Consider the following 24,741-nt stretch of genomic DNA (forward strand, 5'->3'; position numbering starts at 1 on the left):
ATGGCGAAACATACGCAGGAAACGAGCACCAGTCAAACAGCAGAAACGCAATTTGAGGGCGGCGTGCCCGGCCTGGACGATCTGATCCAGCAAGGGGCACGGCGAATCATCCAGCAGGCAATCGAGGCGGAACTGGCGGCGATGCTTGAGCAGTATTCGAATGTGAAGACGATGGACGGCCGGCGCGCGGTCGTGCGCAACGGCTACCTGCCAGAGCGCGAGATCGTCACGGCGGTGGGCCCGGTACCGGTGAAGGTTCCGAAGGTTCGCGACCGCTCGGGCTCGGGCATCAAGTTCAATTCATCGGTCGTGCCGCCTTATGTGCGCAAGTCACCGCGCGTGTCGTCGTCGCTGCCGTGGCTGTACCTGCGTGGGGTGTCGACCGGCGACATGGGCGACGCCCTGTCGGAGTTACTGGGCGAACAGGCCAAAGGGCTGTCAGCGAGCGTTGTGAGCCGCCTGAAGGCCGCCTGGGCAGACGAGTTTGAGCAATGGAACAAGCGGGACCTGTCGAACTCACGCTGGGTCTACTGGTGGGCCGATGGCATCCACACGCAGGCGCGAACGGAGGATTCCGACGGTCAATGCCTGCTGGTGATCATCGGCGTGAAGCCGGACGGCGAGAAGGAGCGCGTTGCGCTCTGCGACGGTTACCGCGAGTCGAAACAATCGTGGATTGAACTGCTGCTCGATCTGAAAGCGTGCGGCCTGCAGGCGCCGCCACTGCTCGCGGTTGGTGACGGCGCGATGGGACTATGGGCGGCACTGGACGAGGTGTTCCCGCAGACGCGACATCAGCGCTGCTGGTTCCATAAGGTCGGAAATATCCTCAACGCGATGCCCAAGTCGCAGCACGGCAAGGCCAAGGCAGCGCTCGCAGAGATCTGGAATGCCGCGACGCGCGCCGATGCGATTGTTGCGTTCAATCAGTTCGTCGACGTGTACGCGGCCAAGTACCCGAAGGCGGTCGAGAAGCTCACGAAGGATCGAGACGCACTGCTGGCGTTCTACGACGTTCCTGCGGAGCACTGGCAGCATGTGCGGACCACGAATCCGATCGAATCGACGTTTGCGACGGTACGCCATCGCACGAGCCGCACGCGCAACTGTCTGTCGCGCTCGACCTTCCTCGCGATGGCGTTCAAGCTGATTGAAGCGGCCGAGCAGACCTGGAGGAGAATTCGTGGTGCCGAGAAAATTGATCAGCTTCTGAAGGGCGTCCCCTTCAAAGACGGAACCCCGGTGATCGACAGCACACCGGCTCCTCAAGCGCTGGCCGCCTGATCATGCCGCCCCGCCCGCGTACACCAGTATTGACGATTGCTCTCCCAAAACTCGCGGTCGCGCTCGCTCGACTGCATCACGCGGTCGAGTGGGACGCGCCCGAGCGAAGCAATGAGCCGGTCGTTAAGCTCGCCGAGCGGCATTTCCATCGAGCAGAACAGCACGGGATGGTCCTCGGCGACATGCGCCGCGACGTTCATGGCGAGACTCGTTTTGCCCGCGCCCGGACGCGCTGCGACGATGCAGAGCCAGCCGGGACGCAGCCCGCCGTTCAGGCGCGCGTCGAGTGCCTCGATCCCTGTCGATATCGCAGGTGTCGCGCCAGTCGAGCGGGCCTCAAGCGCGGCCAGATGGTCGCCCAAGGCATCGCGTGCCGACTTCGGCTCTTGCTTTGTCGTCCCATCGGCCAACTTCTCCAGCGCCGCCGCAGCGCGGTCTACGAGCGTCGCCGCGTCGTCTGGCCTCTGGCCGACGGAGTCGCGAATCTCGCCCGCCACCGTCAGCAGGCGGCGCTTCAGCGCGCGGTCGCGCACGATGCCTGCGTAGCGGGCGATGTTCGCCGCGCTGGGAGTGTTCTGCGCCAGCGCGTTCAAGTACGCGAGCCCGCCCACCTGCTCGGCCTTGCCGCCCGCCTGAAGTGCCGAGAAGACCGTCACCACGTCCGCGCCGCCATCGGCAATCAGCCTCGTGACTGTGCCAAAAATCATCCGATGGTCGGCGCGATAGAAGCGCTCCGCGCGCAAGCCCCCGATGCCGTCGATCGCATCGTTGTCGAGCAGTAGGCCACCCAGCACCGATTGCTCGGCCTCCACGGAGTGCAGCGCGCGCTGCGTATCAGGCGCGTTCATGCCGCCTCCCTGTGCTGCCTGCGTGCCTGCTCGCCTACCGTTGTCAGCGCGCACTCACCATCGGGGCGCAGAAACCAGAGCCGAAACCAGTTGCCACGCACCGACTTGCGGTACACGGAGCGCCAGTCCTTGTAGCGCTTCGCGTCCGGCAGGCCGTACCGTGACTTGAACTCGTCCCAATGAATGCGCAAGTAGTCCATCGGAATGCCGCTCTTGTCGGCGTAGTCGAAAACCGGATCTCCCTCAGGGATGGGTTTTTCGCCTGCCTCGCGGCATTGCGCCAGAAACGTCTTGAGCGTTATCGCCGATCGTTTTTTTGAATGCTCGGCTCCGCCCCCCTCGGGGGGTATGGGGGGAGTAGTTAACTCTCCTCTTCTCTTATCTGTCGTGAAATCGCGTGACATTGCGTGACATTGCGTGATACCGCGTGACTCGCCGTGACCTTGCGTGTCGTCATTGGATGCTCCCGCAACGGATGCACGCTCGCGCTCGCGCTGCTCTCGCTTGCGCTGCGCGGCGGACTTTGCGCCCGTTACCGGGTCTCCAGCGTCCTCACGCTTCGGCTGGCGGCGCTCCCAACCATCGATGCGCCCCGCTTGAATCATGCCCTTGTCGGAAAGCGCAGCGAGGATGCGCGCGCACGTGCCGTCCTCCACGTCGAGCAGAGCGTCGTGGGCCTCGCAATCGAAACCCGCCACGTCACCGCGCGTCACGCCTTCCTCACCACCAGCGATGTTGCTGGCGGATTCGAGCAAGCAGACCCAGACCGCCAGCACGTTCGCGACGGTCTGCCCGCTACGACGCGCCACCCACTTCAGCTTCGGATCAGACGAAGTGCCATGCCACAGGCGAAACCAATCCATCACGCGCCCCCGTTGGCTTTGGCTTTAGCGTCCCTACGGATGGCCGCTCGCATCAACGAGACGTAGGCGCGAAGCCCCGTGCAGATGTGGTGACCCAACTCCTGTTTTCCCGAGGCGGGCTCACGTTTCATTGAATGAGAAAGCGCCATCATGTTCGGGCGCAGGTCGCGGATTTGGTCGCGGTGAGACATTTACGCGCGCTCCGAACGGGCAGCAATGCTGCTTTCGATCCACTCAGAAATCTCGGCCTCGACCCAAGCGGTCGATCGACCGCCGATCTTTACGCACGCCGGGAATTTCCCGCGCCTCATGAGTTCATAAATGTTTGATCGTCCGAAACCCACGCGGTGCATGACCTCGTCAATACGCAGCGGTCGCGGTGGATTCCCCGACAGCGGGACGACGGGGTGGCGGCGGGTGGCGCAGTTTTGATAATGGTGCAGGCCTCCACCGTCACCCTGCGCAGCAGCAGGCGCACCGCCACCCATTTCCGGAATGGCTTTGCCCGCGCAGCACGACTTGCGGCCTCCCTCAAGATGGGCGAACTCGCTGCGCTCATGCGAGCGACCGACGAGGTATGCGTTCTGGACCGTTTCCGACAAATCACCCGACGAATAATCTACGACCGTGCCCATTCTTTAATCCTATTTCGTGCGCTTCTGATTGAAGACGGGCGGATTCTGACAAGTTCAAGCGATTTTGAAAAGCATGCAAGCTACTGATTTTATTTGTTATTTATCAGGATCCTGATAATAAGGGCTCTAACAAAAGCGCACAAGTAATTGATTTGAAAGCGGGTAGGTTTTTCAGGGCAAGTGATTTCCGCGACGCAATGCCATGCAAAAAAAAATTTATCGGGCCTGCCAGACGGCCAGAAAAACGTGGATGCAACCGGCTTTGTGGTTGCGCCAGTAGTCGCGCGAGCTACAACCGCATCATCGTAACCATCGCCGAACTCGATGGAGCGAGCAGGGGTAGCACGAGGCGAAGGATTTCTCAGATTAAGTGGGCAGCGCGCCCGTTTTGGGGGTATTTTTGGGGGTACCTAGATAGCGATAAAACAACAGATGCCCACCAGCATTGAAATAGCAAGGATTATTTCATTCCGGCCCGAACCACCCCCTTCCCTGCAAAGCCTTATCCAAGAAGGCTCCGCTGCCTTACCCAGGGTGTTCCTATGGTAACCACCGCCATGAACCTACGCACTGGCGCGCACGTTAACCATAAAGATCGACCTCAAGACCACTGACGTTGGCCAAACGGCCCGGATGATTGATACGTTCAAGGCCGCATTTTGCGACCCAAGAATGAAAACGACCGCACGTAGCGGTCGCTCTCTGCCTTCTCTCTCAGTCTCCAACCAGTTAAGGCCCGGTCGTTTGCGCGCCTGTCGTATATACGGAGAACGCCTCAACCTTTTCGAGGAAAACCTCGCACTTCAGGATGAAGTCCGTTGCATCCGCCTGTTGGAACGGAGCAGCAAGTTTATGGTCGGCGGTCGTGCGCGTTTTCTTCAGGTCGATCAACACATATGCGATCTGCTTACCCTTGATCGAATGCTGCTTGAAGCGCTCCAACCGCTCGTGCTCGCCGCCCGCGAACGGATTCGGCGGCAAACACGCGTCTGCAACACTGAGAGCTTTATGGTACGCGGCATAGTATGCATGCGACGCGGCCGACCGCCACTCGCACTCCCCCGCGCCGTTGCTCAGCGTTTCCGCAGGCACCGGATCCTCAAATTGCTCGCAAAGTGCCTCCGCAATCGCGAAGTTAACTTCGGCGCAACGCCGCGCCGTTTCATCAATGAAAAGTTCGTATCGCAGTTGATCCTTCACCTGCACGAGAGTCGTCTGCCTGACAAGATAGCCCTGCGCGCGTACTGCCGTAACAGCAGCATCGATCAGCCTGGCTCTCAACTCTGGGGTTGTACTATGGTCGTCTGCAATGCTTAGCAGATGCCTGGCGGACTCTTTGTAGGCGTCACTAAAGCCGATGTTGACTTTCTCACCAATCTCAAGCACCTCCTCAAAACGAAGTGCTTTCTCCAAGGCTCTCAACACAGCCATCCTGCCGTCCCTGGTGGTGACCAGGCCCAGCAGCCGACGCGCCATATCAACAGCAAGTTCCGTCTCTCCGACGATGCTGAAGATGGAGCATGCGTTACCGAGAACCGGCTCGTCCATAGGCGCTAGTTTGACCGCGTTATTCAACGCCTCAACGCTCTCGCGATGTTTCCCCTGAAGAAACATCGCCGCGCCGATTGCCATCCAGGCGTAAGCGGGATCTATAGCGTCCCTCTCAAGCAACGTGCGTGCTTCACGCTCATGACGCTTTACCGCCAGATCGTTGCTTATCCCATGGGCGACCATATGGTACAGCTCATTAAGAACGGGCAGTGCGTCGATTTTGTCTATTGTCGGGTGACGTTCCTTCCGCAGTAACGCATGGCATTTTTATCAAAGAATGTCCGCTGAAATACATAAACCCGCGATAGCACAATACCCGAATCCGAGGCTTGGCAAGCCGTGTCAGTGCAGTGCTTGCCCTCGCGGCGCGCCGCCCGGCAAAACCCGCTGCGTTGCCCCGCGCTCGATAGCCGCAGATTAAATGTCACAGCGCCGGAATAAACTGCAACTCGCAGCGCGCGGATCCACCCGTCACTCATTCGTCCATAGGTAACGCATGGCTCAACGTGATGACGCGTCCTTCTTCGATCGGCTCATCGCGCCGATGCTCAAGCATCTTCGCCATATCGCCAGCCTTACTCAAGGCGAGCATTCGGTCGACGATCTTAAAAGCGAAGCTTGGCTCATCGCCGAAGAACTCAAGGAAGAACGTGGCAGCGCGCTCGAGCCAGAGAATGCGAATCTTCAGGAAACTATCGTTGCTCGGCTTCACAAGCGGTTCGGTCGCTTCGTGAACCGTGCCATGCGCTTTGCCGTCCGCCTCGATCGGGAGGAGCGCGACGACGATGGCAACTTCAGCGGAAACGCTGTATCCGCCCGTCTCGCGGGCCCGAGGACCCACGAGCCGGAAGTGGCCATGGAGCTCGAAGAGGAGGCAGCCGACTTCGCACGCGTCATCCATGCCCAGTTCTCCGAGGCAGTCGCGTACTACCACGTGTTCGACCAATTCGACGACGATAGCGACGCGATTGCCCGATATCTCGCGATCCAGTCGACGACGCTCGATGCGCGGCTCTCCCGGGCAAGGGCTACTGCGCTCCGCCAGCCCTCCGTTTTCGACGGCGTGGCAAGCATTCCGGCAGATTTCCGGCCTCCTCGAGGGAGATGGCGCCGCCGCCGGCATGCACCCGCCCGTTTCCGGCGTGTCTGCGGCGCCATGCGGCCGGCACAGAAGCATCTTTTCCTACGCTATGGCGCCGTCTTCAGATAGCATAACCAAGCAAAGTCCCGCTGCGTGCCCGGCTTCTCAGCCATGCTGAAAGCACTGGGCGCCGCTGCCTTTAGCTCGGCGATATGCAGCCCACCGCACCGCGACTTTCACCGACACTCCATATACGCGTTCAACGCCGATGCACCGATCGAAACCACGCCGAGCACCGCGCCCACGCCAGTCTCGAACGTGACCGCCGTGACGCCCACGTTGCCTGCCACTTCCATCAGCGCGCCCACGCATTTGCTGCGCTCGTTGTCGCTGCCGGCGAGACCCATCGCCTGCCCGGCTTTGGTGACGAGCGTCGCGCCGATAAGCGATACCGCGGCGGCAGGCGAGGCGAGGCGCGATCCCTCGCCGACCGCCGCCAGTACGCGCAGGCTCATCGTGAGCTTCGCCTCGGAGACGACGAACGTAGTGCTTTGCACTGCAAAGCGGGCGTTCTTCGACATCTCGATCTTCTCGGCTGCCGCGCCCGCAACGCCCACGCCGTCGGCGACGGCATCGCCCCAATGCCGCTCTGAGACGGACTTCAGAAAATCAAAGGTCGCGCTGAGCAGTTTGGGATTGTCTGCGACGTACGCTGCTGATTCGCCTCCGTAACACGTGAGCGCTTCAGACCAATCGGATAACGTCACCACCGTGTCGTTCGCCATCGCGTCACCTGTTTTTTTTCGTGCGAATGCCCAAGCTGCCCGCATCGGGAACCGCGAAAAGGTCTCTCTCCGGGCACCAGTCTCACCACCCCATTGTGCCAAGCCTGGTCGCAAAACGGCCGCACTTACGTGGTCTACCGCACACGGCGACACGAATGCGCCGGCCGGCTTACGCGTCACGAGTTCGCACCGCGGTCACGCCGGCCGACGAAGGTACACCCCCGTTCTGGCTTCAGATCGAGAGACAGGGGCGCGCGCTGCGATGAACCTGTCGTGGCATCAGCTCGTTCAGCGCAAATTCGTCTGCGCCAGCTCCACCACCTCGTCCCCTCGCCCGCTCAGCACCGCGCGCAGCATATAGAGGCTGAACCCCTTCGCCTGCGCCCATTGCAGCTTCGGCGGCATGGCCAGCTCGTGCTTCGTCGTCACCACGTCCACGAGCGCCGGGCCGTCATGCGCGAACGCCTCGCGCAACGCGTCGTCGAGCGACTCCGAAGTTTCCACGCGCACGCTGAAAAGACCCGCGCCTTTCGCGATATCGGCGAAATTGGTCGCCACGAGATCGGTGCCCGTCTCCACGTAGCCGCCCGCCTTCATCTCCATCGCAACGAATCCCAGCGAGCCGTTGTTCAGGACAACGATCTTGATCGGCAGATCGAGCTGGCGCGCCGTGAGGATGTCGCCGAGCAGCATTGAAAGGCCGCCGTCGCCCGAAAGCGAGATCACCTGGCGCCCGGCATGCGCGGCCTGGGCGCCCAGCGCCTGCGGCATCGCGTTCGCCATCGAGCCGTGGTTGAACGAGCCGTGCAGACGGCGGCGCCCGTTCATCGTCAGATAGCGCGCGGCCCAGAGCGTGGGCGTGCCGACGTCGACAGCAAAGATCGCATCGTCGGCGGCCAGCGCATCGAGGCGCGAGGCCACGTATTGCGGATGCAATGGCTTGCCCGCGGGCGCCGGTCGCGCAAGGTCGTCGAGCCCCTTGCGCGCGTTCGCGTAGTGCTCGCGCGCGCGGTCGATGAAATGGCGTCCGGTCTTGCGCGTGAGCCGCGGCGTCAGCGCGCGCAGGGTCTCGCGCACGTCGCCGATCAGCCCGAGCGCGAGCGGTGCGCGCTTGCCGAGCGCGCCTGCGTCGCGGTCGATCTGCACGATGTTCGCGTGCTCGGGATAGAAGTTGCGATATGGGAAGTCAGTGCCGAGCATCACGAGCGTGTCGCACGACATCATCGCGTGATAGCCGGAGCTGAAGCCGATCAGCCCCGTCATGCCCACGTCGTACGGGTTATCCCATTCGACATATTGCTTGCCGCGCAGCGCATGCACGGTCGGCGCGCCGAGGGTGTCGGCGAGCGCCACCACTTCGTCGTGCGCGCCCTTGCAGCCGCTGCCGCACAGCAGCGTGACGGCCTCGGAGCGGTTGAGCAGGTCCGCCAGCCGGTCGATGTCCGCCGAGGCCGGCAGCGTCGCGGGCCGTGCGTGCTGCGCCCAGACCGGCTCTTCCTCCGGCCCGTCGAGCAGCGCCACGTCGCCGGGCACGACGATCACGGCCACGCCCTTCTTGTCGATGGCGGTGCGCAGCGCCGTGGCGAGCACGCGCGGAAACTGCGCCGCGTTCGTCACGAGCTCCACGTAATGGGCGCACTCGCGAAAGATTTCGGTCGGGTGCGTTTCCTGAAAGTAGCCGAGGCCGATCTCCGTCGACGGAATGTGCGCGGCGATGGCCAGCACCGGCGCGTGATTGCGGTGGCAGTCGTACAGGCCGTTGATGAGGTGCAGGTTACCGGGGCCGCAACTGCCCGCGCATACCGCGAGCCGGCCGGTCGCGGCAGCTTCCGCGCCCGCGGCGAACGCGGCCACTTCCTCGTGCCGCGTGTGCATCCAGCGGATCGTGCCGAGCTTGCGCAGGCTCGCCGAAAGCCCGTTCAGGCTGTCGCCGGTCACGCCCCAGATACGCTCGACGCCCACTGCTTCGAGCGTCTTGGCCAGATAATCCGCGATCGTCTTCGCCATGCTGTTCTCCTCGTGTACGAAAAGGCGCAGCGCCCGGCGCCTCGCGGCGCCCCGGCGCTACGTTCCAGGCAAGGGGGATGAGGTGGCCGCGGTGCGCCGGCGCGGCGTGCCCGTGGCGGATGGGCAGCGCGCGACGCAGGCGTCGGCCAGATCATCGCGCTACGTTACGCCATCCTCGCGAGACACGCCGCGAAGCGTCACAACCCGGCCGCACGGGGAGCGCGAGGCTTCGTTCGCCGTCGAAGCTGCCGTGCGGAAAAGCGCGTTCGCTTCGGGCACAGGCGCGGGCCGGGCGCGAACGTTCGCTAAAATGCTGCAGTTTGTAGCCGTCGGCGTCTTGTCATGAACCTCGAAAGCATTCTCTTTACCCAAGGCTTCGGCACGCGCCGCCAATGCCGCGGCCTGATCCTCGAAGCGCGCGTGGCCGTCGCGGGCGAGCCCTGCACCGATCCGCTCGCGACCTTCGATACCCAAGGCCTCGTGTTCAGCGTCGACGGCACGCCCTGGCCGTTTCACGCGCGCGCCTATCTCGCGTTGAACAAGCCCGCGGGCTACGAGTGCTCGCGCGACCCGCAGCATCATCTGAGCGTGTTTCACCTGTTGCCGCCGCAGTTCGCCGCGCGCAACGTGCAATGCGTGGGGCGTCTCGATCAGGACACGACCGGCCTGCTGCTGCTCTCCGACGATGGCCAGTTCGTGCACGCCTTCACTTCGCCCAAACGCAAGGTACCCAAGGTCTACGTGGCCACGACGCGCCATCCGCTCGACGAGGCGCAGTTGCAGGCGCTGCGCGAAGGCGTCCTGCTGCACGGCGAACGCGAGCCCAGCGCCGCCGTCGCCGCCCATGCGCGCGGCGAGCAGGAGCTCGAGCTGAGCGTGCTCGAAGGCAAATATCACCAGGTCAAGCGCATGGTGGCCGCGGCGGGCAACCGCGTGGAGACGTTGCATCGCGAGCGTATCGGCGGCTTCGCGCTGCCTGCGGATCTGGCCCCGGGCGCATGGAAATGGCTCGACGCGGCCGCGCTCGACGCGCTGCGCAACACGGGGTAAACCACGGCCCGCGCCGCGCACGGCCGGCCCTTTGTGCGCTCGCACACTGAGGGCGGCTCGGCCGCCCCGCTTTGCGCCGCGCCGCAGCATGCCCTTCCAGATGTTCCGCCCTATACTCCTTTCAAGAACGATTACAAGTTGCAAGGAGGGGCATCATGATCATCAACGGCTCATTCGAAATCTCTTTCGTGTTGATGGCATTCATGGCGCTGGGGGCGATTCTGATCGGCGGCTTGCTGGCGTCGATGCATTTCCGGCATCAATACCATCCCAATCTGATCGGGGCGCTCATCGGGGCCCTGTTCTGCTTCCTCTTGCTCGAGGCGCTGCCGGCAATCACGTGAACGGCACGCTTTGCGCCGCGCCGCCCGCCCGGGCTCACGGGCGCGGCGGCAGCGTGCGCAAAAAGGCATCGACGTCGGGATAGCGCAGGCGCACGCGCAATTCGCGCTTGAGCCGCACGTTCGCGAGCCGGCGAGATTCCCGCATGAACGACAGCAGCGTCGGGGCGAGTTCGCGCTCGGCCTGCATGCGGCCGATGCGCGGCGCGCGCGCAAGTCCGAATGCGTCCGCCACGCGGTCGAAATACTCTCCCATCTTCAGTTCGCTGTCGTCGCTGGCGTGAATGACGCGCGCCGGGCGCCCGTGCGTGGCGAGGCGCAGCAGGATCGCCGCGAGATCGTCGGCGTGGATGTGGCTCGTGTAGACGTCGTCGGGCCCGGCGAGCGCCGGCGTACGCTTCTCCAGCCGCGCGAGCGGCAAGCGGCTGGCGGCGTAGATGCCGGGGATGCGGGCGATGGTCGCCTTGAGCGCGCCGCGCGCCGTGGCGCGCCGCAGCTGCCGTTCGGCGGCCACGCGCCGTTTCGCGCGCGCGTTGGCGGGACGCGTTGGACGGGTTTCGTCGATGCGCGCGCCGCCGCAATCCCCATAGACGCCCGTGGTGCTCGCGTAGACGAGCGTCATGCGCACCGGGTGTGCGCGGGCGGCACGGCAGATGCGCTCGGGTACAATAGAGAGCGCTTTCGGACCCGATGTACGCGCCGATATCGACGGTAATGCAAGCATTGGCGCACGTGTCAACGCGCCTCTGGCCGCGCGGCTCGACGCCCCGTTCTGGACAGGCCGCGCCGCTGAACGCCGACGTGTTTTGAGCGCCGCAATCAGCCTGCGCGTGCGCAAATCGTCGTCGCCGTCCTGGGCGGCAGGCGGCGCGAGGTGCAGCACGACGCTCGCGAGGCCGGCGAGGCGCTTCAGCCGCGCACGCACGTCCAGGTCGCCAGCGACCGGCACCGCGCCCGCGGCGCGCAGCGCCCCAGTCTGTTCCGGGCGGCGCGTGAGCGCGAAGATGCGCGGCCGGCCGCGCCGCGCCTGTAACTGGGCGACGCAGCGCAGGCCGACGTCGCCGCAGCCGACAATGAGAATGCGCGCGCGGCGCAAGGTTCGTGTGGCAATCATGGTGGACCCATTTTAGCCGTCGGCACCAGACACAACCTGGCTTAACCCCCGGGATTACAGATTACTGACTTGCTTTCTCGAATATGGTCTTCAACGTAACGCTCAAGCAAAGTGGCCGGCAGTTTCAGGTCGAACCCGACGAACCCATCCTCAATGCGGCCCTGCGCCAGGGCATCGGCCTGCCGTACGGCTGCAAGAACGGCGCATGCGGCTCGTGCAAAGGCACGGTCTGCAGCGGCGAGGTCGAGCAGCGCGCACACGCCGCGTCGGCGCTCTCGAACGACGAGAAGACGCGCGGCATGGCCCTCTTCTGCTGCGCGACGGCGCAGACCGACCTCGAAATCGACATCCGCGAAGTGGCCGGCGTCGGCGACATGCAGGTGCGCAAGCTGCCCACCCGCATCGCCGCGATCGAGCGCCGCGCCGACGACGTCATCGTCCTCAAGCTGCAACTGCCCGCCAATGAGCGCCTGCAGTACCTCGCGGGCCAGTACCTCGAGTTCATCCTCAAGGACGGCACGCGCCGCAGCTACTCGATGGCCACCGCGCCGCACGAGGAAGGCCCGCTCGAGCTGCACATCCGCCACATGCCGGGCGGCAAGTTCACCGACCACGTCTTTTCGCAGATGAAGGAGCGCGACATCCTGCGCTTCGAGGCGCCGCTCGGCACCTTCTTCCTGCGCGAGGATTCGGACAAGCCCATCGTGCTGCTCGCCTCGGGCACCGGCTTCGCGCCGCTCAAGGCGATCGTCGAGCATGCGGTCCACAAGAACCTGAACCGCCCGATGACGCTTTACTGGGGCGCGCGCCAGAAGAAGGACCTGTACCTTCTCGATCTCGCCGGGCAGTGGGCGAAGGACGTCCCGAACTTCCGCTTCGTGCCGGTGCTCTCCGAGCCGGCCGCCGGCGACAACTGGACCGGCCGCACGGGCTTCGTGCACCGCGCCGTGATCGAGGACCTGCCCGATCTCTCGGGCTACCAGGTCTATGCGTGCGGCGCGCCGGTGATGGTGGAATCGGCGCAGCGCGACTTCTCGCAGCATCATGGCCTGCCCGAAGACGAGTTTTACGCGGACTCGTTCACGAGCGCCGCGGATCTCGCGAACCCCGTCTGAGCGGCGCAGGGGCCGGCGCGCGCGCCGGCCGTCACGAAAAATTCTTCCGCCGATCGAAGCAAAACGGCACATTGACGGTTTACAGCGCCGCCGCGCTTATCGTATTCTTGCGCCCATGAACCGCATCCTGTCCGCTCTCCGACGTCGCCGCTTGCCCCATCTCCAGGGCCTGGCTTAGTTCGAGAACGCGCGTTGCACGGGGGTTGAACCCCCAACGCACATGTAGTTCGAATCACGAAAGCCACGGCCAGTCCGTGGCTTTTTGTTTGTCTGCCGGTTTTGACGGCTTCTTTCCAACCCTTGTTGCAATCCCCGCGCGGAGCCCGTTGCCATGAATTTTTCCGAGTACCCGATCGAGTCGCTGATGTACATCACCAACCGGCCCGAAATCGTTTTCACGCATGGCAAGGGGTCGTGGCTGTACGACAACGAAGGCAAGCGATATCTGGACTTCATCCAGGGCTGGGCCGTCAACAGCCTCGGACACTGCAACGAAGGCATGATCGAGGCGATGGAAAAGCAGGCGCGCCTGCTCATCAACCCGTCGCCGGCGTTCTATAACGAGCCGATGGCGAAGCTCGCGGGCCTGCTCACCGAGCACAGCTGCTTCGACAAGGTGTTCTTCGCCAACAGCGGCGCGGAAGCCAACGAAGGCGCGATCAAGCTCGCGCGCAAGTGGGGCAGGAAGTTCCGCGACGGCGCCTACGAGATCATCACGTTCGACCACAGCTTCCACGGCCGCACGCTCGCGACGATGTCGGCGAGCGGCAAGCCGGGCTGGGACACGATCTACGCGCCGCAAGTGCCGGGCTTCCCGAAGGCGGACTTGAACGATATCGCCTCTGTCGAGAAGCTCATCACGAGCAAGACCGTCGCCGTGATGCTCGAGCCGATCCAGGGCGAAGGCGGCGTGATCCCCGCCACACGCGAATTCATGGAGCAACTGCGCGCGCTCACGAAGAAGCACGGCATCCTGCTGATCGTCGATGAAGTGCAGAGCGGCTGCGGCCGCGCAGGCACCCTGTTCGCCTACGAGCTCTCGGGCATCGAGCCCGACATCATGACGCTCGGCAAGGGCATCGGCGGCGGCGTGCCGCTCGCGGCGCTGCTCGCGAAGAAGGAAATCGCCGTGTTCGAAGCGGGCGATCAGGGCGGCACCTACAACGGCAATCCGCTGATGACGGCCGCGGGCTATTCGGTGATCTCGCAACTGGTGGCGCCTGGCTTCCTCGAAGGCGTGCGCGCGCGCGGCCAGTATCTGCGCGAAAAGCTGCTGGAGCTGTCGGCGGAGCGCGGCTTCCAGGGCGAGCGCGGCGAAGGGCTGCTGCGCGCGCTGCTGCTCGGCAAGGACATCGGCCCGGAGATCGTCGAGAAGGCGCGCCTCATGCAGCCCGACGGCCTGCTGCTCAACGCGGCACGCCCGAACCTGCTGCGCTTCATGCCCGCGCTCAACGTGACGAACGAAGAGATCGACCAGATGATGGCGATGCTGCGCACGGTGCTCGATTCGCTCTAAGCACGCAACCCAGGTACGAGGCGCTTTGTGTCCATTTCGATCCGCACCTTCGCCGTGGCCGATACCGACGCCGTGCTCGCGTTGTGGCTGGACGCGTTCCCTGAATACCGGGACGCGGGCCGCCCGCATCGCGATCCGCGTCTGTCGATCGCGAACAAGCTTGGTACGCAGCCCGAATTGTTCTTCGTGGCCGTGCGCGACGAGAGCAACGCGGATGACGATGACGAAAGCGGCGCGGTCGTCGGCACGGTGATGGCCGGTTACGACGGTCATCGCGGCTGGCTCTACTCGCTCGCCGTGGCCCAGGACGCGCGGCGCCTCGGCATCGGCACACGGCTCGTGCACCATGCGGAAAGTGCGCTGGCCGCGAGGGGATGTCCGAAGCTCAATCTCCAGGTGCTCAGCAGCAAGCCCGACGTGCTCGCGTTCTACGATGCGCTCGGCTATCGCGCCGATGCGGTCGTGAGCCTCGGCAAACGGCTCAGTATGCAGGAGCCCGAAGCAAGTGCATAACGACTGACGAACGGGCGCCCCGCCCGCGCCATTCGCCACGCCATGAAAAAAGCCGCATGGACTTCGCAGTCCATGCGGCTTTCGTTTTTCAGCGTCTGTCCCGCGGTCGCAAGAACCGCCGAGGCTCACTCGCCCAGATACGCCGCGCGCACCTTGGGATCGTCGAGCATCTGCTTCGCGTCGCCTTCCATCGTCACGAGACCGGAGTCCATCACGTAGCCGCGGTTCGCCGCCTGCAGCGCGAGCCGTGCATTCTGCTCCACCAGCAGCACCGTGATGCCCTCGCCCGAGATCGTGCGCACCACCTCGAAGATCTTCTCCACCATGATCGGCGAGAGACCCATCGAAGGTTCATCGAGCAACAGAAGCTTAGGCTTGCTGATGATCGCGCGCGCCATCGCCAGCATCTGCTGTTCGCCGCCCGAGAGCGTGCCCGCGAGCTGCGACGCGCGCTCCTTCAGGCGCGGGAAGAAGCCGAACATGCGGTCGACGTCCTTCTGGATGCCATCCCGGTCGTTGCGCAGGTAGGCGCCCATCTGCATGTTTTCGATGATCGACATGCGCGCAAAGATCCCGCGCCCTTCCGGCACCATCGCGAGGCCCTGCTTGAGCAGTTCATGCGCCGGCACGCCCTTGATCGACTTGCCCATGTACTCGATGTCGCCCGCCGAGTACGGCTTCAGGCCCGTGATGGCCTTCATGGTCGTGGTCTTGCCCGCGCCGTTCGCGCCGATCAGCGTGACGAGCTCGCCCTGCGCGACCTCCATATCCACGCCCTTCACAGCCTGAATGCCGCCGTAATTGACCTGCAGACCCTTGATTTTCAGAACCGGCGTAGCCATCAGTGAACCCCCGCGCCCAGATATGCCTCGATCACCTTCGGGTTCTTCTGCACGTCGTGCGGCAGGCCCTCGGCAATCACCTTCCCATAGTCGAGCACTGTCATGCGGTTGCACAGGCCCATCACCAGTTTCACGTCGTGCTCGATCAGCAGGATGGTCTTGCCATCGGCGCGGATCTTGTCGAGCAGGCGCGTGAGTTCGACCTTCTCGGTCGCGTTCATGCCCGCAGCCGGCTCATCGAGCGCGAGCAGCTTCGGATCGGTCGCGAGCGCGCGCGCGATTTCCAGACGGCGCTGGTGGCCGTACGAGAGATTGCGCGAGGTGTAGTCGGCGTACTGCGCGATGCCCACGTACTCGAGCAGTTCGATCGCGCGCTCCTTGATCTCGCGCTCTTCCTTGCGCTCCGAGGGCGTCTGGAACACGGCGCCCAGCAGGCCGTGCTTCGTGCGCACGTGACGGCCCACCATCACGTTTTCGAGCGCCGTCATGCCGCCGAACAGGCGGATGTTCTGGAAGGTGCGCGCGATGCCCGCCTTCGCGACCTGGTACACGGCGGTCGGCGTATAGGTCTGGCCGTCGAGCCGGAACTCGCCCGAATCGGGCGTGTAGAGACCGGTAATCACGTTGAAGAACGTGGTCTTGCCGGCGCCGTTCGGGCCGATCAGGCCGTAAATCGTGCCGGCCTCGATTTGCAGGCCCACATCGGAGAGCGCCTGCAGGCCGCCGAAGCGCTTGTTCACGCCCTTCACGGAGAGGCGGATTTGTTCGTTGCTCATATTCTCTATCTCCCCTTACGCGCGCACCGGCTTCTTGCTCGTGCGTTTCGCGATCTTCGCGATCTTGTCTTCGTGCTTCGCCGCGGGCCAGAGGCCTTCCGAGCGATAGAGCATGATGACGACCATGGCGAGACCGTAGAGCAGTTGTCGAATGACTTCGGTATCAACGATCTGGTGGCCGAACAGCGCGTGCTGCAGCGGGCCCATGGTCGAGCGCAGGAACTCGGGGAAGATCGACAGCAGCACCGCGCCGAGAATCACGCCCGGAATGTGGCCCATGCCGCCGAGCACCACGCAGGCCAGCACCACGACCGATTCCCAGAACGTGAACGATTCCGGCGAGACGAAGCCCTGGAACGCACCGAACATCGCGCCCGAGAGGCCGCCGAACGAGGCGCCCATCGCGAACGCGAGCAGCTTCACGTTACGGGTGTTGATGCCCATGGCCTTGGCGGCGATTTCGTCTTCGCGGATCGCGGCCCATGCACGGCCGATGCGCGAATGCTGCAGACGCGTACACACCCAGATCACGAACAGCGCGCAGATCACGAACACGTAGTAGTAGCAGTACACCGACGTGAACGTGAAGCCGAAGATCGTATGCGGCTGCGAGAGGTCCATGCCCGCGACGTGCAGCGGCGCCACGCCCGTGATGCCCTGCGGCCCGTTGGTGATGTTCACCGGACGGTCGAGGTTGTTCATGAAGATCCGGACGATTTCCCCGAAGCCCAGCGTCACGATCGCGAGGTAGTCGCCACGCAGACGCAGCGTCGGCGCACCGAGCAGCACGCCCGCGAGCGCCGCAAGCCCCATCGCACACGGCACTACGATCCAGTACGGCGTATGCATGCCGTTCGGGAACATGTGCGCGATCCACTCGAACTGGGTCGTGAGGTGCGGCGAGGTCAGCAGCGCGGCAACATAGGCGCCCACCGCATAGAACGCGATGTAGCCCAGGTCGAGCAGGCCGGCGAAGCCCACCACCACGTTCAGGCCCAGCGCGAGCATCACGTAGAGCATCGCGAAGTCCAGCACGCGCACCCAGTAGTTGCCGCCCGTGGCGCCGACCACGAAGGGCAGCGCGGCCACGACGATGGCCGTCACGATCCCGACCGTGAGGGTCTTGGTAGTGTTTTTCTCGGGGATGAGCGTCGTCGACGGCTCGATCGGTTGAATGGAAGTCATGTTGTGCTCCCCTCTCTTATGCGCGGTCCGCGACACGTTCGCCCAGCAGCCCCGACGGACGGAACACGAGCACGATGATCAGCACGATGAATGCAAACACGTCCTGATAGTTACTGCCGAACACCCCGCCGGTGAGGTTGCCGATGTAGCCCGCACCAAGCTGCTCGATCAGGCCGAGCAGCACGCCGCCCACCATCGCGCCGCCCAGGTTGCCGATACCGCCCAGCACCGCCGCCGTGAACGCCTTCATGCCGGGGATGAAGCCCATGTAGAAGTGCGCGTTGCCGTATTCGGAGGCGATCATCACACCGGCCAGAGCCGCCAGCGCCGAGCCGATCATGAAGGTGGCCGAAATCACGAAGTTCGGATTCACGCCCATCAGGCTCGCGACGTTCGGGTTCTCGGCGATCGCGCGCATCGCGCGGCCGAGCTTGGTCTTGTGCACGAGCAGCAAGAGGCCCGCCATCACGATGAATGCCACGGCGATGATGACGATTTCCGTGGGCGAGATCACGGCGCCGACGCTCGTGTCGGTCGCCTTGATCACGTTGATCGGATCGGTCGAGATCAGCTGCGGGAAGGCCAGCGGGTTACGCGACCAGATCATCATCGCGAGCGTTTCGAGCAGGATCGACACGCCAATGGCGGTGATGAGCGGGGCAAGCCGTGGCGCGCGCCGCAACGGCCGGTACGCGACTTTTTCGATCGTGTACCCGACCAAGGCGCAGACAATCGCCGCTATCACGAGCGCGATGCACAGCGTGGGGATGTTCCCGAGACCGGGGAAATGATTCTGCAGCACGTTGATCGCGGAAAGCGCAACCATCGCGCCGACCATGAGCACGTCGCCGTGCGCGAAATTGATGATGCCCAGAATCCCGTACACCATCGTGTAGCCCAGCGCGATGATGGCGTAGATGCTGCCAAGCACCAGCCCGTTCAGGATCTGCTGGATGAAAATATCCATTTAATGCTCCTTTGCCCGTGCGACCGGATTCGCGCTCGTCATCGGCCGGTGGGCGATGTTTTACGGAACCGCAACGACACTCTCGGGTACTGAAGAAAAAGACCGGTAAAGGTTGGCCACGTCCGGTTCGCATTGCCGCTGTGTTGCAGCTGCAGGCTCGCCGGAAGCGGATGCAAAAACGGCACCGTCGGATGGTTCGGTGCCGTCGGGTTCAACTACCTGTCACATTCGCGACGACGCATGCGCCACGGGCCTCGCGGCCTGCCTCGCGTACGTCATACGTCATGACTCCCTTTTTCGGGCTGCCCTTGGCCTCGCCACGGCCAGCGGCGTCGAACGACACCGCATGGCCGTGCACGGCTTCGGAGCAGCCGGCAGACGGACCTTGTGTTCCTGCCGCGCTACCGTTTACGGCAACATCGGCCAGAATCTTTGGGTCCGCCACGAAAACCGCTTCCGTGCCGCCGCCTGCATATGCAACATGCATGCCAATTTTCATGGCGGCAGCGGCGATAGGGGTTCCGGCGGGCCTTGCGGCCCCCACTTGCGTCAAGCGCGCCTCATTGAGGTGCGCCCAGCCGTGGCTGTGTCCGGAACGCATATCGGTTTCCTCCGGGAGCGCAACGATCATCGATGTTGCGCTCATGCCCGTTTCGGCGCTGCGGACGAACCACACTGGGTGCGTTGCAACCGCAGCCGCCGAAGACGCGGCAAAAGCAAACTCGACTTGCATTAATCAGGTCTCCTGCGCCTTCCGAAATGCTTGTCTGTAGGGCCTCGCAAGTACGTTCGCCCCCCAGAACGCGCGCATTGTAACGCCAATTATGCGGCAGGCAATATTGTTGAACCGACAGGGTTTTCCTGCATTGCAACCACTTTTTGAAATAAGAAGACGATTCCGGTTGCACCGTGGTTGCGCCATATTTCCGTGCACCAGTTGCACCAAAATTCTGCACCATTCGCATCAAGTGTTGTTTCGGCATGGCGCGATGCCTTATCGGGCGGGCATCGCACGCCCTGTTCTGCGCATTTAAGTGAATACTGAGATTTAGCACCGAGTCGGTGCTCGGAGAGCTGGGAGCAGGTGAATCCCCTAAAAATAGGGGTCACAATATGAAATTCGACCCCGCCCTCTAGCGAAAACACTAATAAGACGAGGCTATGGCAACGTGGTTTACCTCACGTTTCGCACGATATCGCCCTATTTAACGGCGCACGGGATGCGCGGCCGTTTTCGCCGGCCATGAAAAAAGCGCGCCGTTGGCGCGCTTGATTGGGGAACCGCAGGCGAAGCCGGACGTTCAGGCCGGCTGCCCAAGACCGCGCGGCAGCGGGAACGCGATGCTCTCTTCGATACCCTCGAGCGCGCGCACATTGCGCACGCCAAGCTCGTGCAGACGCTGGATGATTTTCTGTGCGAGCGCCTCGGGCGCCGACGCGCCGGCCGTCAGGCCAATACGGCGCTTGCCTTCGAGCCAGAGCGGATCGATCTGGTCGGGCGCATCCACCATATAGGCGGGGATGCCGCGCTTTTCGGCCACTTCGCGCAGGCGGTTCGAGTTCGAGCTGTTCGGGCTGCCCACCACGATCACGATGTCGCATTGCGGCGCCATGAACTTGACCGCGTCCTGGCGGTTCTGGGTCGCGTAGCAGATGTCCTGCTTCTTGGGCTCGCGAATCGCGGGAAAGCGCGTCTTGAGCGCGGCGATGATCTCGGCGGCGTCGTCCACGGACAGCGTGGTTTGCGTGACGAACGCCACGCGCTGCGGATCGCGCAACTCGAGCGCGGCCACGTCGGCAGTATCTTCGACCAGATACATGCCCTCGCGCACCTGGCCCATCGTGCCTTCGACTTCCGGATGCCCCTTGTGGCCGATCATCACGATGTCGAGACCTTCGTCGCGCATCTTCGCCACTTCGACGTGCACCTTGGTCACGAGCGGACAGGTCGCGTCGTAGACGCGCAGGCCGCGCGCCTCGGCATCGGCGCGCACGGCCTTGGACACGCCGTGCGCACTGAAGATGACGGTGTTGCCTGACGGCACTTCATCGAGTTGCTCGATGAAGATCGCCCCTTTCTTGCGCAGGTCTTCGACGACGTAGGCGTTATGAACGATCTCGTGACGCACGTAGATGGGCGCGCCGTGGAGCTGGATGGCCCGCTCGACGATCTCGATGGCGCGGTCGACGCCGGCGCAAAACCCGCGCGGCTGGGCGAGCAGGATTTCGGCTTCGGCGAGAAGGGACGTGTCCGTGGTCATGGGCTTTAGAGGATTCCGATGATTTGCACTTCGAACGCAACCGCCTGGCCTGCGAGCGGATGGTTGAAATCGAACAGCGCGGAGGTTTCGCTCACCTCCTTGAGCACGCCGGCATAACGGTTGCCGTCGGGCGCGTTGAATTCGATGAGGTCGCCCGGATTGAACGACTCGCCGATCATGGCGTTCTCGCGCAGCGTCTTGAGCGACACGCGCTGGATCAGATCGGGATTGCGCTGGCCGAAAGCAACACCGGGTTCTAGCTGAAAGGTGGAGTGGTGCCCCACTTTCAGACCCAGCAGAATGTTCTCCAGCGGCGGCGAAAGCTGCCCGGCGCCCAGCAGAAGCGTGGCGGGGCGGTCGACAAACGTATTGACGATCTCGGTGCCATCGGCAAGCGAAAGCCGGTAGTTCAGCGTGACGTGGGAACCGGGTTTCACCTCGGAGATGTCGATGATGCTCATGCGGTACTCGTTTTCGTCTGGGTGCGAGCGCAGCGCGTGCGCGCGAGAGGCGCCCTCAGGGGGCCGGTCCGGCCGCCTTCGCGCGGTCGGAAAAGCCCTATTGTAAGCCACATAGTTGCCGGACGGCGGTCGCGCGCATGGCGAGCGCCCCGCCCGGCGCGAGGAGATCGAATGTTCGAAATCGCCTGCAGCAAGCCGCTCTCGCACCCTGGCGCCGCGCTCGAGGCGGGCGCGCCGCCCGTCGTCCTCGCGCGCGACGCCGGGCACGCAGCCGCGCTCGTCCCGGGCGCGGGTCGCGAGCGTAGCGAGGCGCGGCGTCGCACCATGCCGCGCGAGCGCCTGCGCGAAGCGGGGCCGGCCGCGCTCTCCGACCTCGAACTGGTCGCGCTCCTGCTTGGCTCGGGACTGCGGGGCCATGACGTGTTCGACGTTGCCCGCTCGCTGCTCGGGCACTTCGGCTCGCTGCGCGCCATGCTCGACGCGCAGCGCGAGGAGTTCGAGGACCTGCGCGGCATCGGGCCGGCCAAGGCGTCGACGCTCGTCGCCGTGCTTGAGCTCGCCCGGCGCGCGCTCGCCGAGCAACTGGAAGACCGGCCGCTGATCGACTCGCCCGGCGCGGTCGAAGACTATCTTCGTCTGCTGATCGGCGGGCGCGGCTATGAAGTCTTCGTGTGTCTCTTTCTGGACGTGCGGCACCGGCTGATCCGCACCGAGGAAAGCACGCGCGGCTCGCTCACGCGCATGGCCGTGTATCCGCGCGAAATCGTGCGGCGCGCGCTGATGCTCAATGCGGCAAGCCTGATCGTCGCGCACAACCATCCGTCCGGCGCGGTCCAGCCGAGCGCGAGCGACCGGCGCCTCACGCGGGTGTTGCGCGACACGCTCGCGCTCGTGGAAGTGCAGCTCGTGGACCATCTGATCATCGGCACGCAGGAGACGTTTTCGTTTGCTCGTCATGGCCTCGACTGATGCGTCGGCTTTGCGCGTCGGTTTTGTCATTGGTATCGAAACCCATTTTTGCAGGGCGCGCCGCGGCTCGCCGTCACCACGCCATTCGCAAATCGGGTTTGATTTCCCTGGCCTTTTCCTGCTACAATCGTTGTTTGCCTATTTCCAACCCTGTTCCGAAGCCCGTCAAGGCATCCAGGGGAAATATGGCCTGGGTTCGAGGTTGTCTCTCATCCATACGTGAGCGCGCTCTTGGTCCGGCCATTTCTCGCCTGGGAAACTTAAGCGGCTCTCGAACTCAGAATACGTAGGAGTGCTCTCATGGCACGCGTATGCCAAGTCACTGGGAAAGCGCCGATGAGCGGCAACAACGTTTCCCACGCGAACAACAAGACCAAGCGTCGTTTCCTCCCGAATCTGCAAAACCGCCGATTCTGGGTTGAAAGCGAAAACCGTTGGGTGCGTCTGCGCATCTCGAACGCAGGCCTGCGCCTGATCGACAAGAACGGCATCGATTCCGTGCTCGCAGATCTGCGCGCACGCGGCGAACTGTAAGGAGTAAATCATGGCCAAGGGCATCCGCGACAAGATCAAGCTCGAGTCGACCGCAGGCACGGGTCACTTCTACACGACCACGAAGAACAAGCGCAACATGCCGGAAAAAATGTCGATCAAGAAGTTCGACCCGGTGGTTCGCAAGCACGTCGAGTACAAGGAAACCAAGATCAAGTAATTGATCCGGTTTCGAGCCAGACGAAGACAGGAAAACCCCGCCTTTCGGCGGGGTTTTTCTTTTTGCGCCGAAAGTGCGTCTTTTCGTCCCCTCCCCCTCGGAGTATGCTTCCCGCTTCGCCCGCCGCCTGCACGCACGCCCCCTTCGAAAGGCGGCGCAGGACGGCTTCAGGTAGCACGAAGCAGCAGAACAAGAGAGACGGAGAGGCAGGACCATGAATTTCGATGTAGCGATCGTCGGCAGCGGGCTGGCGGGACTGAGCGTCGCACTGAATCTCGCGGACACGCGCCGCGTCGTGCTGATCGCCAAGCGCGCGATGACCGAGGGCGCGAGCGACCGCGCGCAGGGCGGCATCGCCGCGGTGCTCGATTCGGCCGACAGCGTGGAAAACCATGTGGACGACACGCTCGTCGCCGGCGGCGGCCTGTGCGACGAGGCGGCCACGCGCTATATCGTCGAGCACGGCCGCGAGGCCATCGAATGGCTGATCGGCCAGGACGTGCCGTTCACGAAGGACGCCGCCGCCGAGCTCGGCTTCCATCTCACGCGCGAGGGCGGCCACAGCCACCGGCGCATCATCCACGCCGCCGACGCCACCGGCCACGCCGTCGTGCAGACGCTGCTCGAACGCGCCCGCCAGCATCCGAACATCACGATCCTCGAAGATCATCAGGCGATCGACGTCATTACCTCAGACCGTCTCGGCCTGCCGGGCCGCCGCTGCCATGGCCTCTACGCGCTCGATCTGCAGAATGACCGCACGGTGACGATCCAGGCGCCGCACACGGTGCTGGCCACGGGCGGCGCGGGCAAGGTCTATCTCTACACGACCAACCCCGACACGGCCACCGGAGACGGCATCGCCATGGCCTGGCGCGCGGGCTGCCGCGTGGCGAACATGGAGTTCATCCAGTTCCACCCCACTTGCCTGTTCCATCCGCACGCGAAGTCCTTCCTGATTTCCGAAGCCGTGCGCGGCGAAGGCGGCGTGCTGCGCCTGCCCGACGGCACGCGCTTCATGCCCGCGCACGACGCGCGCGCGGAACTCGCGCCGCGCGACATCGTCGCGCGCGCAATCGACTTCGAGATCAAGAAGCACGGCATCGACTGCGTGCATCTCGACATCAGCCATCAGCCGGCCGCGTTCCTCGAGGAGCACTTCCCGACGATCCTCGCGCGCTGCCGCGAGTTCGGCATCGACATCACGAAGGAGCCGATCCCCGTCGTGCCCGCCGCGCACTACACCTGCGGCGGCGTCGTCACCGACCTCGCCGGCCGCACCGACCTCGCGGGGCTCTACGCCGTCGGCGAGACTTCGTACACGGGCCTGCACGGCGCGAACCGCCTCGCCAGCAACTCGCTGCTCGAATGCCTCGTGATCGGCCGTTCCGCTGCCGAGGCGATCGAGGCCGAAGGCTTCGGCGCGGGCGCGCACGCGCCGCTGCCCGACTGGGACGAAAGCCGCGTCTCAGACTCCGACGAGGAAGTCGTGGTCGCCCACAACTGGGACGAGCTGCGCCGCCTCATGTGGAACTACGTGGGCATCGTGCGCACGGACAAGCGCCTCGAGCGCGCCCAGCACCGCATCGCGCTGCTGCGCGACGAGATCCTCGAGTACTACGCGAACTTCCGCGTGTCACGCGATCTGCTGGAGCTGCGCAATCTGGTCGACGTGGCGTCGCTGATCGTCGAGAGCGCGCGCTCGCGCCGCGAGAGTCGCGGCCTGCACTACAGCCGCGACTGGCCGGGCACGCTGCCCAAGGCGCTGCCGAGCGTGCTTGCGCCGGAGCGCGTGCGCAATCGCACCTTGTTGTAACGCGACGGGCCGAAGGCGCTCGCGGGCGCCCCGCCGCCATCGGCCCAAC

General features: G+C 64.1%; 26 protein-coding genes. 11 read left to right on the top strand and 15 right to left on the bottom strand.

Going from position 1 to position 24,741, the window contains the following annotated elements; genetic code table 11:
• Window positions 1–1,284, top strand: a complete 1,284-nt coding sequence (locus tag U5775_RS03850) for an IS256 family transposase (protein ID WP_322056783.1) — start codon at window positions 1–3, stop codon at window positions 1,282–1,284.
• Here U5775_RS03850 and U5775_RS03855 read toward each other — a convergent pair.
• The 5 genes from U5775_RS03855 to U5775_RS03875 all read right to left on the bottom strand — a co-directional run bounded on the left by U5775_RS03855 (window position 1,266) and on the right by U5775_RS03875 (window position 5,364).
• On the bottom strand, window positions 1,266–2,132 hold the full coding sequence (locus U5775_RS03855) for a replicative DNA helicase (protein WP_322056784.1): 867 nt from the start codon (window positions 2,130–2,132) through the stop codon (window positions 1,266–1,268). The two genes, U5775_RS03850 and U5775_RS03855, sit on opposite strands and share 19 nt — an antisense overlap.
• Window positions 2,129–2,995, bottom strand: coding sequence for a hypothetical protein (locus U5775_RS03860; RefSeq protein ID WP_322056785.1), 867 nt, complete (start codon window positions 2,993–2,995; stop codon window positions 2,129–2,131). Before U5775_RS03860 ends, U5775_RS03855 begins: the two co-directional genes overlap by 4 nt.
• Entirely contained in the window at window positions 2,995–3,186 is a 192-nt protein-coding gene (locus U5775_RS03865; RefSeq protein ID WP_322056786.1) for a hypothetical protein, read from the bottom strand. Before U5775_RS03865 ends, U5775_RS03860 begins: the two co-directional genes overlap by 1 nt.
• Window positions 3,187–3,630, bottom strand: a complete 444-nt coding sequence (locus U5775_RS03870) for an AlpA family transcriptional regulator (RefSeq protein WP_322056787.1) — start codon at window positions 3,628–3,630, stop codon at window positions 3,187–3,189. It abuts the gene before it with no gap.
• Window positions 3,631–4,359: 729 nt separating this feature from the next.
• Window positions 4,360–5,364 carry a hypothetical protein gene (locus U5775_RS03875; RefSeq protein WP_322056788.1) on the bottom strand — a complete coding sequence of 335 codons (1,005 nt, stop codon included), beginning with the start codon at window positions 5,362–5,364 and terminating at the stop codon, window positions 4,360–4,362.
• A gap of 313 nt (window positions 5,365–5,677) precedes the next feature.
• Here U5775_RS03875 and U5775_RS03880 point away from each other — a divergent pair, with 313 nt between their 5' ends.
• A complete protein-coding gene (locus tag U5775_RS03880) occupies window positions 5,678–6,391 on the top strand; it encodes a hypothetical protein (protein ID WP_322056789.1) in 714 nt (237 codons plus the stop codon).
• A gap of 107 nt (window positions 6,392–6,498) precedes the next feature.
• Here U5775_RS03880 and U5775_RS03885 read toward each other — a convergent pair whose 3' ends face one another.
• Window positions 6,499–7,149, bottom strand: coding sequence for a hypothetical protein (locus U5775_RS03885; protein WP_322056790.1), 651 nt, complete (start codon window positions 7,147–7,149; stop codon window positions 6,499–6,501).
• A gap of 186 nt (window positions 7,150–7,335) precedes the next feature.
• The gene (gene poxB, locus U5775_RS03890) at window positions 7,336–9,054 is read right to left on the bottom strand and encodes a ubiquinone-dependent pyruvate dehydrogenase (protein ID WP_322056791.1); all 1,719 of its coding nucleotides are present in this window, start codon (window positions 9,052–9,054) and stop codon (window positions 7,336–7,338) included.
• Window positions 9,055–9,396: 342 nt separating this feature from the next.
• Here poxB and U5775_RS03895 point away from each other — a divergent pair, with 342 nt between their 5' ends.
• Window positions 9,397–10,104, top strand: coding sequence for a 16S rRNA pseudouridine(516) synthase (locus tag U5775_RS03895; RefSeq protein WP_322056792.1), 708 nt, complete (start codon window positions 9,397–9,399; stop codon window positions 10,102–10,104).
• A gap of 155 nt (window positions 10,105–10,259) precedes the next feature.
• Complete coding sequence (locus U5775_RS03900; RefSeq protein WP_238462751.1) at window positions 10,260–10,448, top strand: hypothetical protein; 189 nt, start codon at window positions 10,260–10,262, stop codon at window positions 10,446–10,448.
• Window positions 10,449–10,482: 34 nt separating this feature from the next.
• Here U5775_RS03900 and U5775_RS03905 read toward each other — a convergent pair whose 3' ends face one another.
• Window positions 10,483–11,559 carry an NAD-dependent epimerase/dehydratase family protein gene (locus U5775_RS03905; RefSeq protein WP_322056793.1) on the bottom strand — a complete coding sequence of 359 codons (1,077 nt, stop codon included), beginning with the start codon at window positions 11,557–11,559 and terminating at the stop codon, window positions 10,483–10,485.
• 83 nt (window positions 11,560–11,642) lie between these two features.
• Here U5775_RS03905 and U5775_RS03910 point away from each other — a divergent pair, with 83 nt between their 5' ends.
• The 3 genes from U5775_RS03910 to U5775_RS03920 all read left to right on the top strand — a co-directional run bounded on the left by U5775_RS03910 (window position 11,643) and on the right by U5775_RS03920 (window position 14,703).
• On the top strand, window positions 11,643–12,674 hold the full coding sequence (locus U5775_RS03910; protein WP_322056794.1) for a CDP-6-deoxy-delta-3,4-glucoseen reductase: 1,032 nt from the start codon (window positions 11,643–11,645) through the stop codon (window positions 12,672–12,674).
• Between the two features lie 331 nt (window positions 12,675–13,005).
• Window positions 13,006–14,190, top strand: a complete 1,185-nt coding sequence (locus U5775_RS03915; RefSeq protein WP_322056795.1) for an acetylornithine transaminase — start codon at window positions 13,006–13,008, stop codon at window positions 14,188–14,190.
• Between the two features lie 27 nt (window positions 14,191–14,217).
• The gene (locus U5775_RS03920; protein WP_322056796.1) at window positions 14,218–14,703 is read left to right on the top strand and encodes a GNAT family acetyltransferase; all 486 of its coding nucleotides are present in this window, start codon (window positions 14,218–14,220) and stop codon (window positions 14,701–14,703) included.
• 125 nt (window positions 14,704–14,828) lie between these two features.
• On the opposite strand, the gene U5775_RS03925 is transcribed toward U5775_RS03920, so the two are convergent.
• The 7 genes from U5775_RS03925 to U5775_RS03955 form a co-directional block, all read right to left on the bottom strand.
• Window positions 14,829–15,545, bottom strand: a complete 717-nt coding sequence (locus tag U5775_RS03925) for an ABC transporter ATP-binding protein (RefSeq protein WP_322056797.1) — start codon at window positions 15,543–15,545, stop codon at window positions 14,829–14,831.
• A complete protein-coding gene (locus tag U5775_RS03930) occupies window positions 15,545–16,321 on the bottom strand; it encodes an ABC transporter ATP-binding protein (protein ID WP_322056798.1) in 777 nt (258 codons plus the stop codon). The genes U5775_RS03925 and U5775_RS03930 overlap by 1 nt, the downstream gene beginning before the upstream one ends.
• Before the next feature lie 15 nt (window positions 16,322–16,336).
• Window positions 16,337–17,506 (bottom strand): ABC transporter permease subunit, encoded by a 1,170-nt coding sequence (locus U5775_RS03935; RefSeq protein WP_322056799.1) that lies wholly within the window; start codon window positions 17,504–17,506, stop codon window positions 16,337–16,339.
• Between the two features lie 16 nt (window positions 17,507–17,522).
• Complete coding sequence (locus U5775_RS03940) at window positions 17,523–18,473, bottom strand: branched-chain amino acid ABC transporter permease (protein WP_322056800.1); 951 nt, start codon at window positions 18,471–18,473, stop codon at window positions 17,523–17,525.
• Between the two features lie 211 nt (window positions 18,474–18,684).
• On the bottom strand, window positions 18,685–19,206 hold the full coding sequence (locus U5775_RS03945; protein ID WP_322056801.1) for a hypothetical protein: 522 nt from the start codon (window positions 19,204–19,206) through the stop codon (window positions 18,685–18,687).
• Between the two features lie 568 nt (window positions 19,207–19,774).
• Window positions 19,775–20,734, bottom strand: coding sequence for a 4-hydroxy-3-methylbut-2-enyl diphosphate reductase (gene ispH / locus U5775_RS03950; RefSeq protein WP_322056802.1), 960 nt, complete (start codon window positions 20,732–20,734; stop codon window positions 19,775–19,777).
• A 5-nt stretch (window positions 20,735–20,739) separates the two neighbouring features.
• Complete coding sequence (locus U5775_RS03955; RefSeq protein ID WP_322056803.1) at window positions 20,740–21,195, bottom strand: peptidylprolyl isomerase; 456 nt, start codon at window positions 21,193–21,195, stop codon at window positions 20,740–20,742.
• A gap of 171 nt (window positions 21,196–21,366) precedes the next feature.
• Between U5775_RS03955 and radC the strand changes: the two genes are divergently transcribed.
• The 4 genes from radC (at window position 21,367) to nadB (ending at window position 24,692) form a co-directional block, all read left to right on the top strand.
• A complete protein-coding gene (gene radC, locus U5775_RS03960) occupies window positions 21,367–22,164 on the top strand; it encodes a RadC family protein (protein ID WP_322056804.1) in 798 nt (265 codons plus the stop codon).
• Between the two features lie 300 nt (window positions 22,165–22,464).
• The gene (gene rpmB / locus U5775_RS03965) at window positions 22,465–22,698 is read left to right on the top strand and encodes a 50S ribosomal protein L28 (protein ID WP_027794135.1); all 234 of its coding nucleotides are present in this window, start codon (window positions 22,465–22,467) and stop codon (window positions 22,696–22,698) included.
• Between the two features lie 10 nt (window positions 22,699–22,708).
• Window positions 22,709–22,876, top strand: a complete 168-nt coding sequence (gene rpmG, locus U5775_RS03970; RefSeq protein ID WP_027817504.1) for a 50S ribosomal protein L33 — start codon at window positions 22,709–22,711, stop codon at window positions 22,874–22,876.
• A 214-nt stretch (window positions 22,877–23,090) separates the two neighbouring features.
• Complete coding sequence (nadB, locus tag U5775_RS03975) at window positions 23,091–24,692, top strand: L-aspartate oxidase (RefSeq protein WP_322056805.1); 1,602 nt, start codon at window positions 23,091–23,093, stop codon at window positions 24,690–24,692.
• Window positions 24,693–24,741: the final 49 nt, after the last annotated feature.

Origin of the sequence: Paraburkholderia sp. J63 (assembly GCF_905220245.1) — a bacterium.
Taxonomy (GTDB): Bacteria; Pseudomonadota; Gammaproteobacteria; order Burkholderiales; family Burkholderiaceae; genus Paraburkholderia.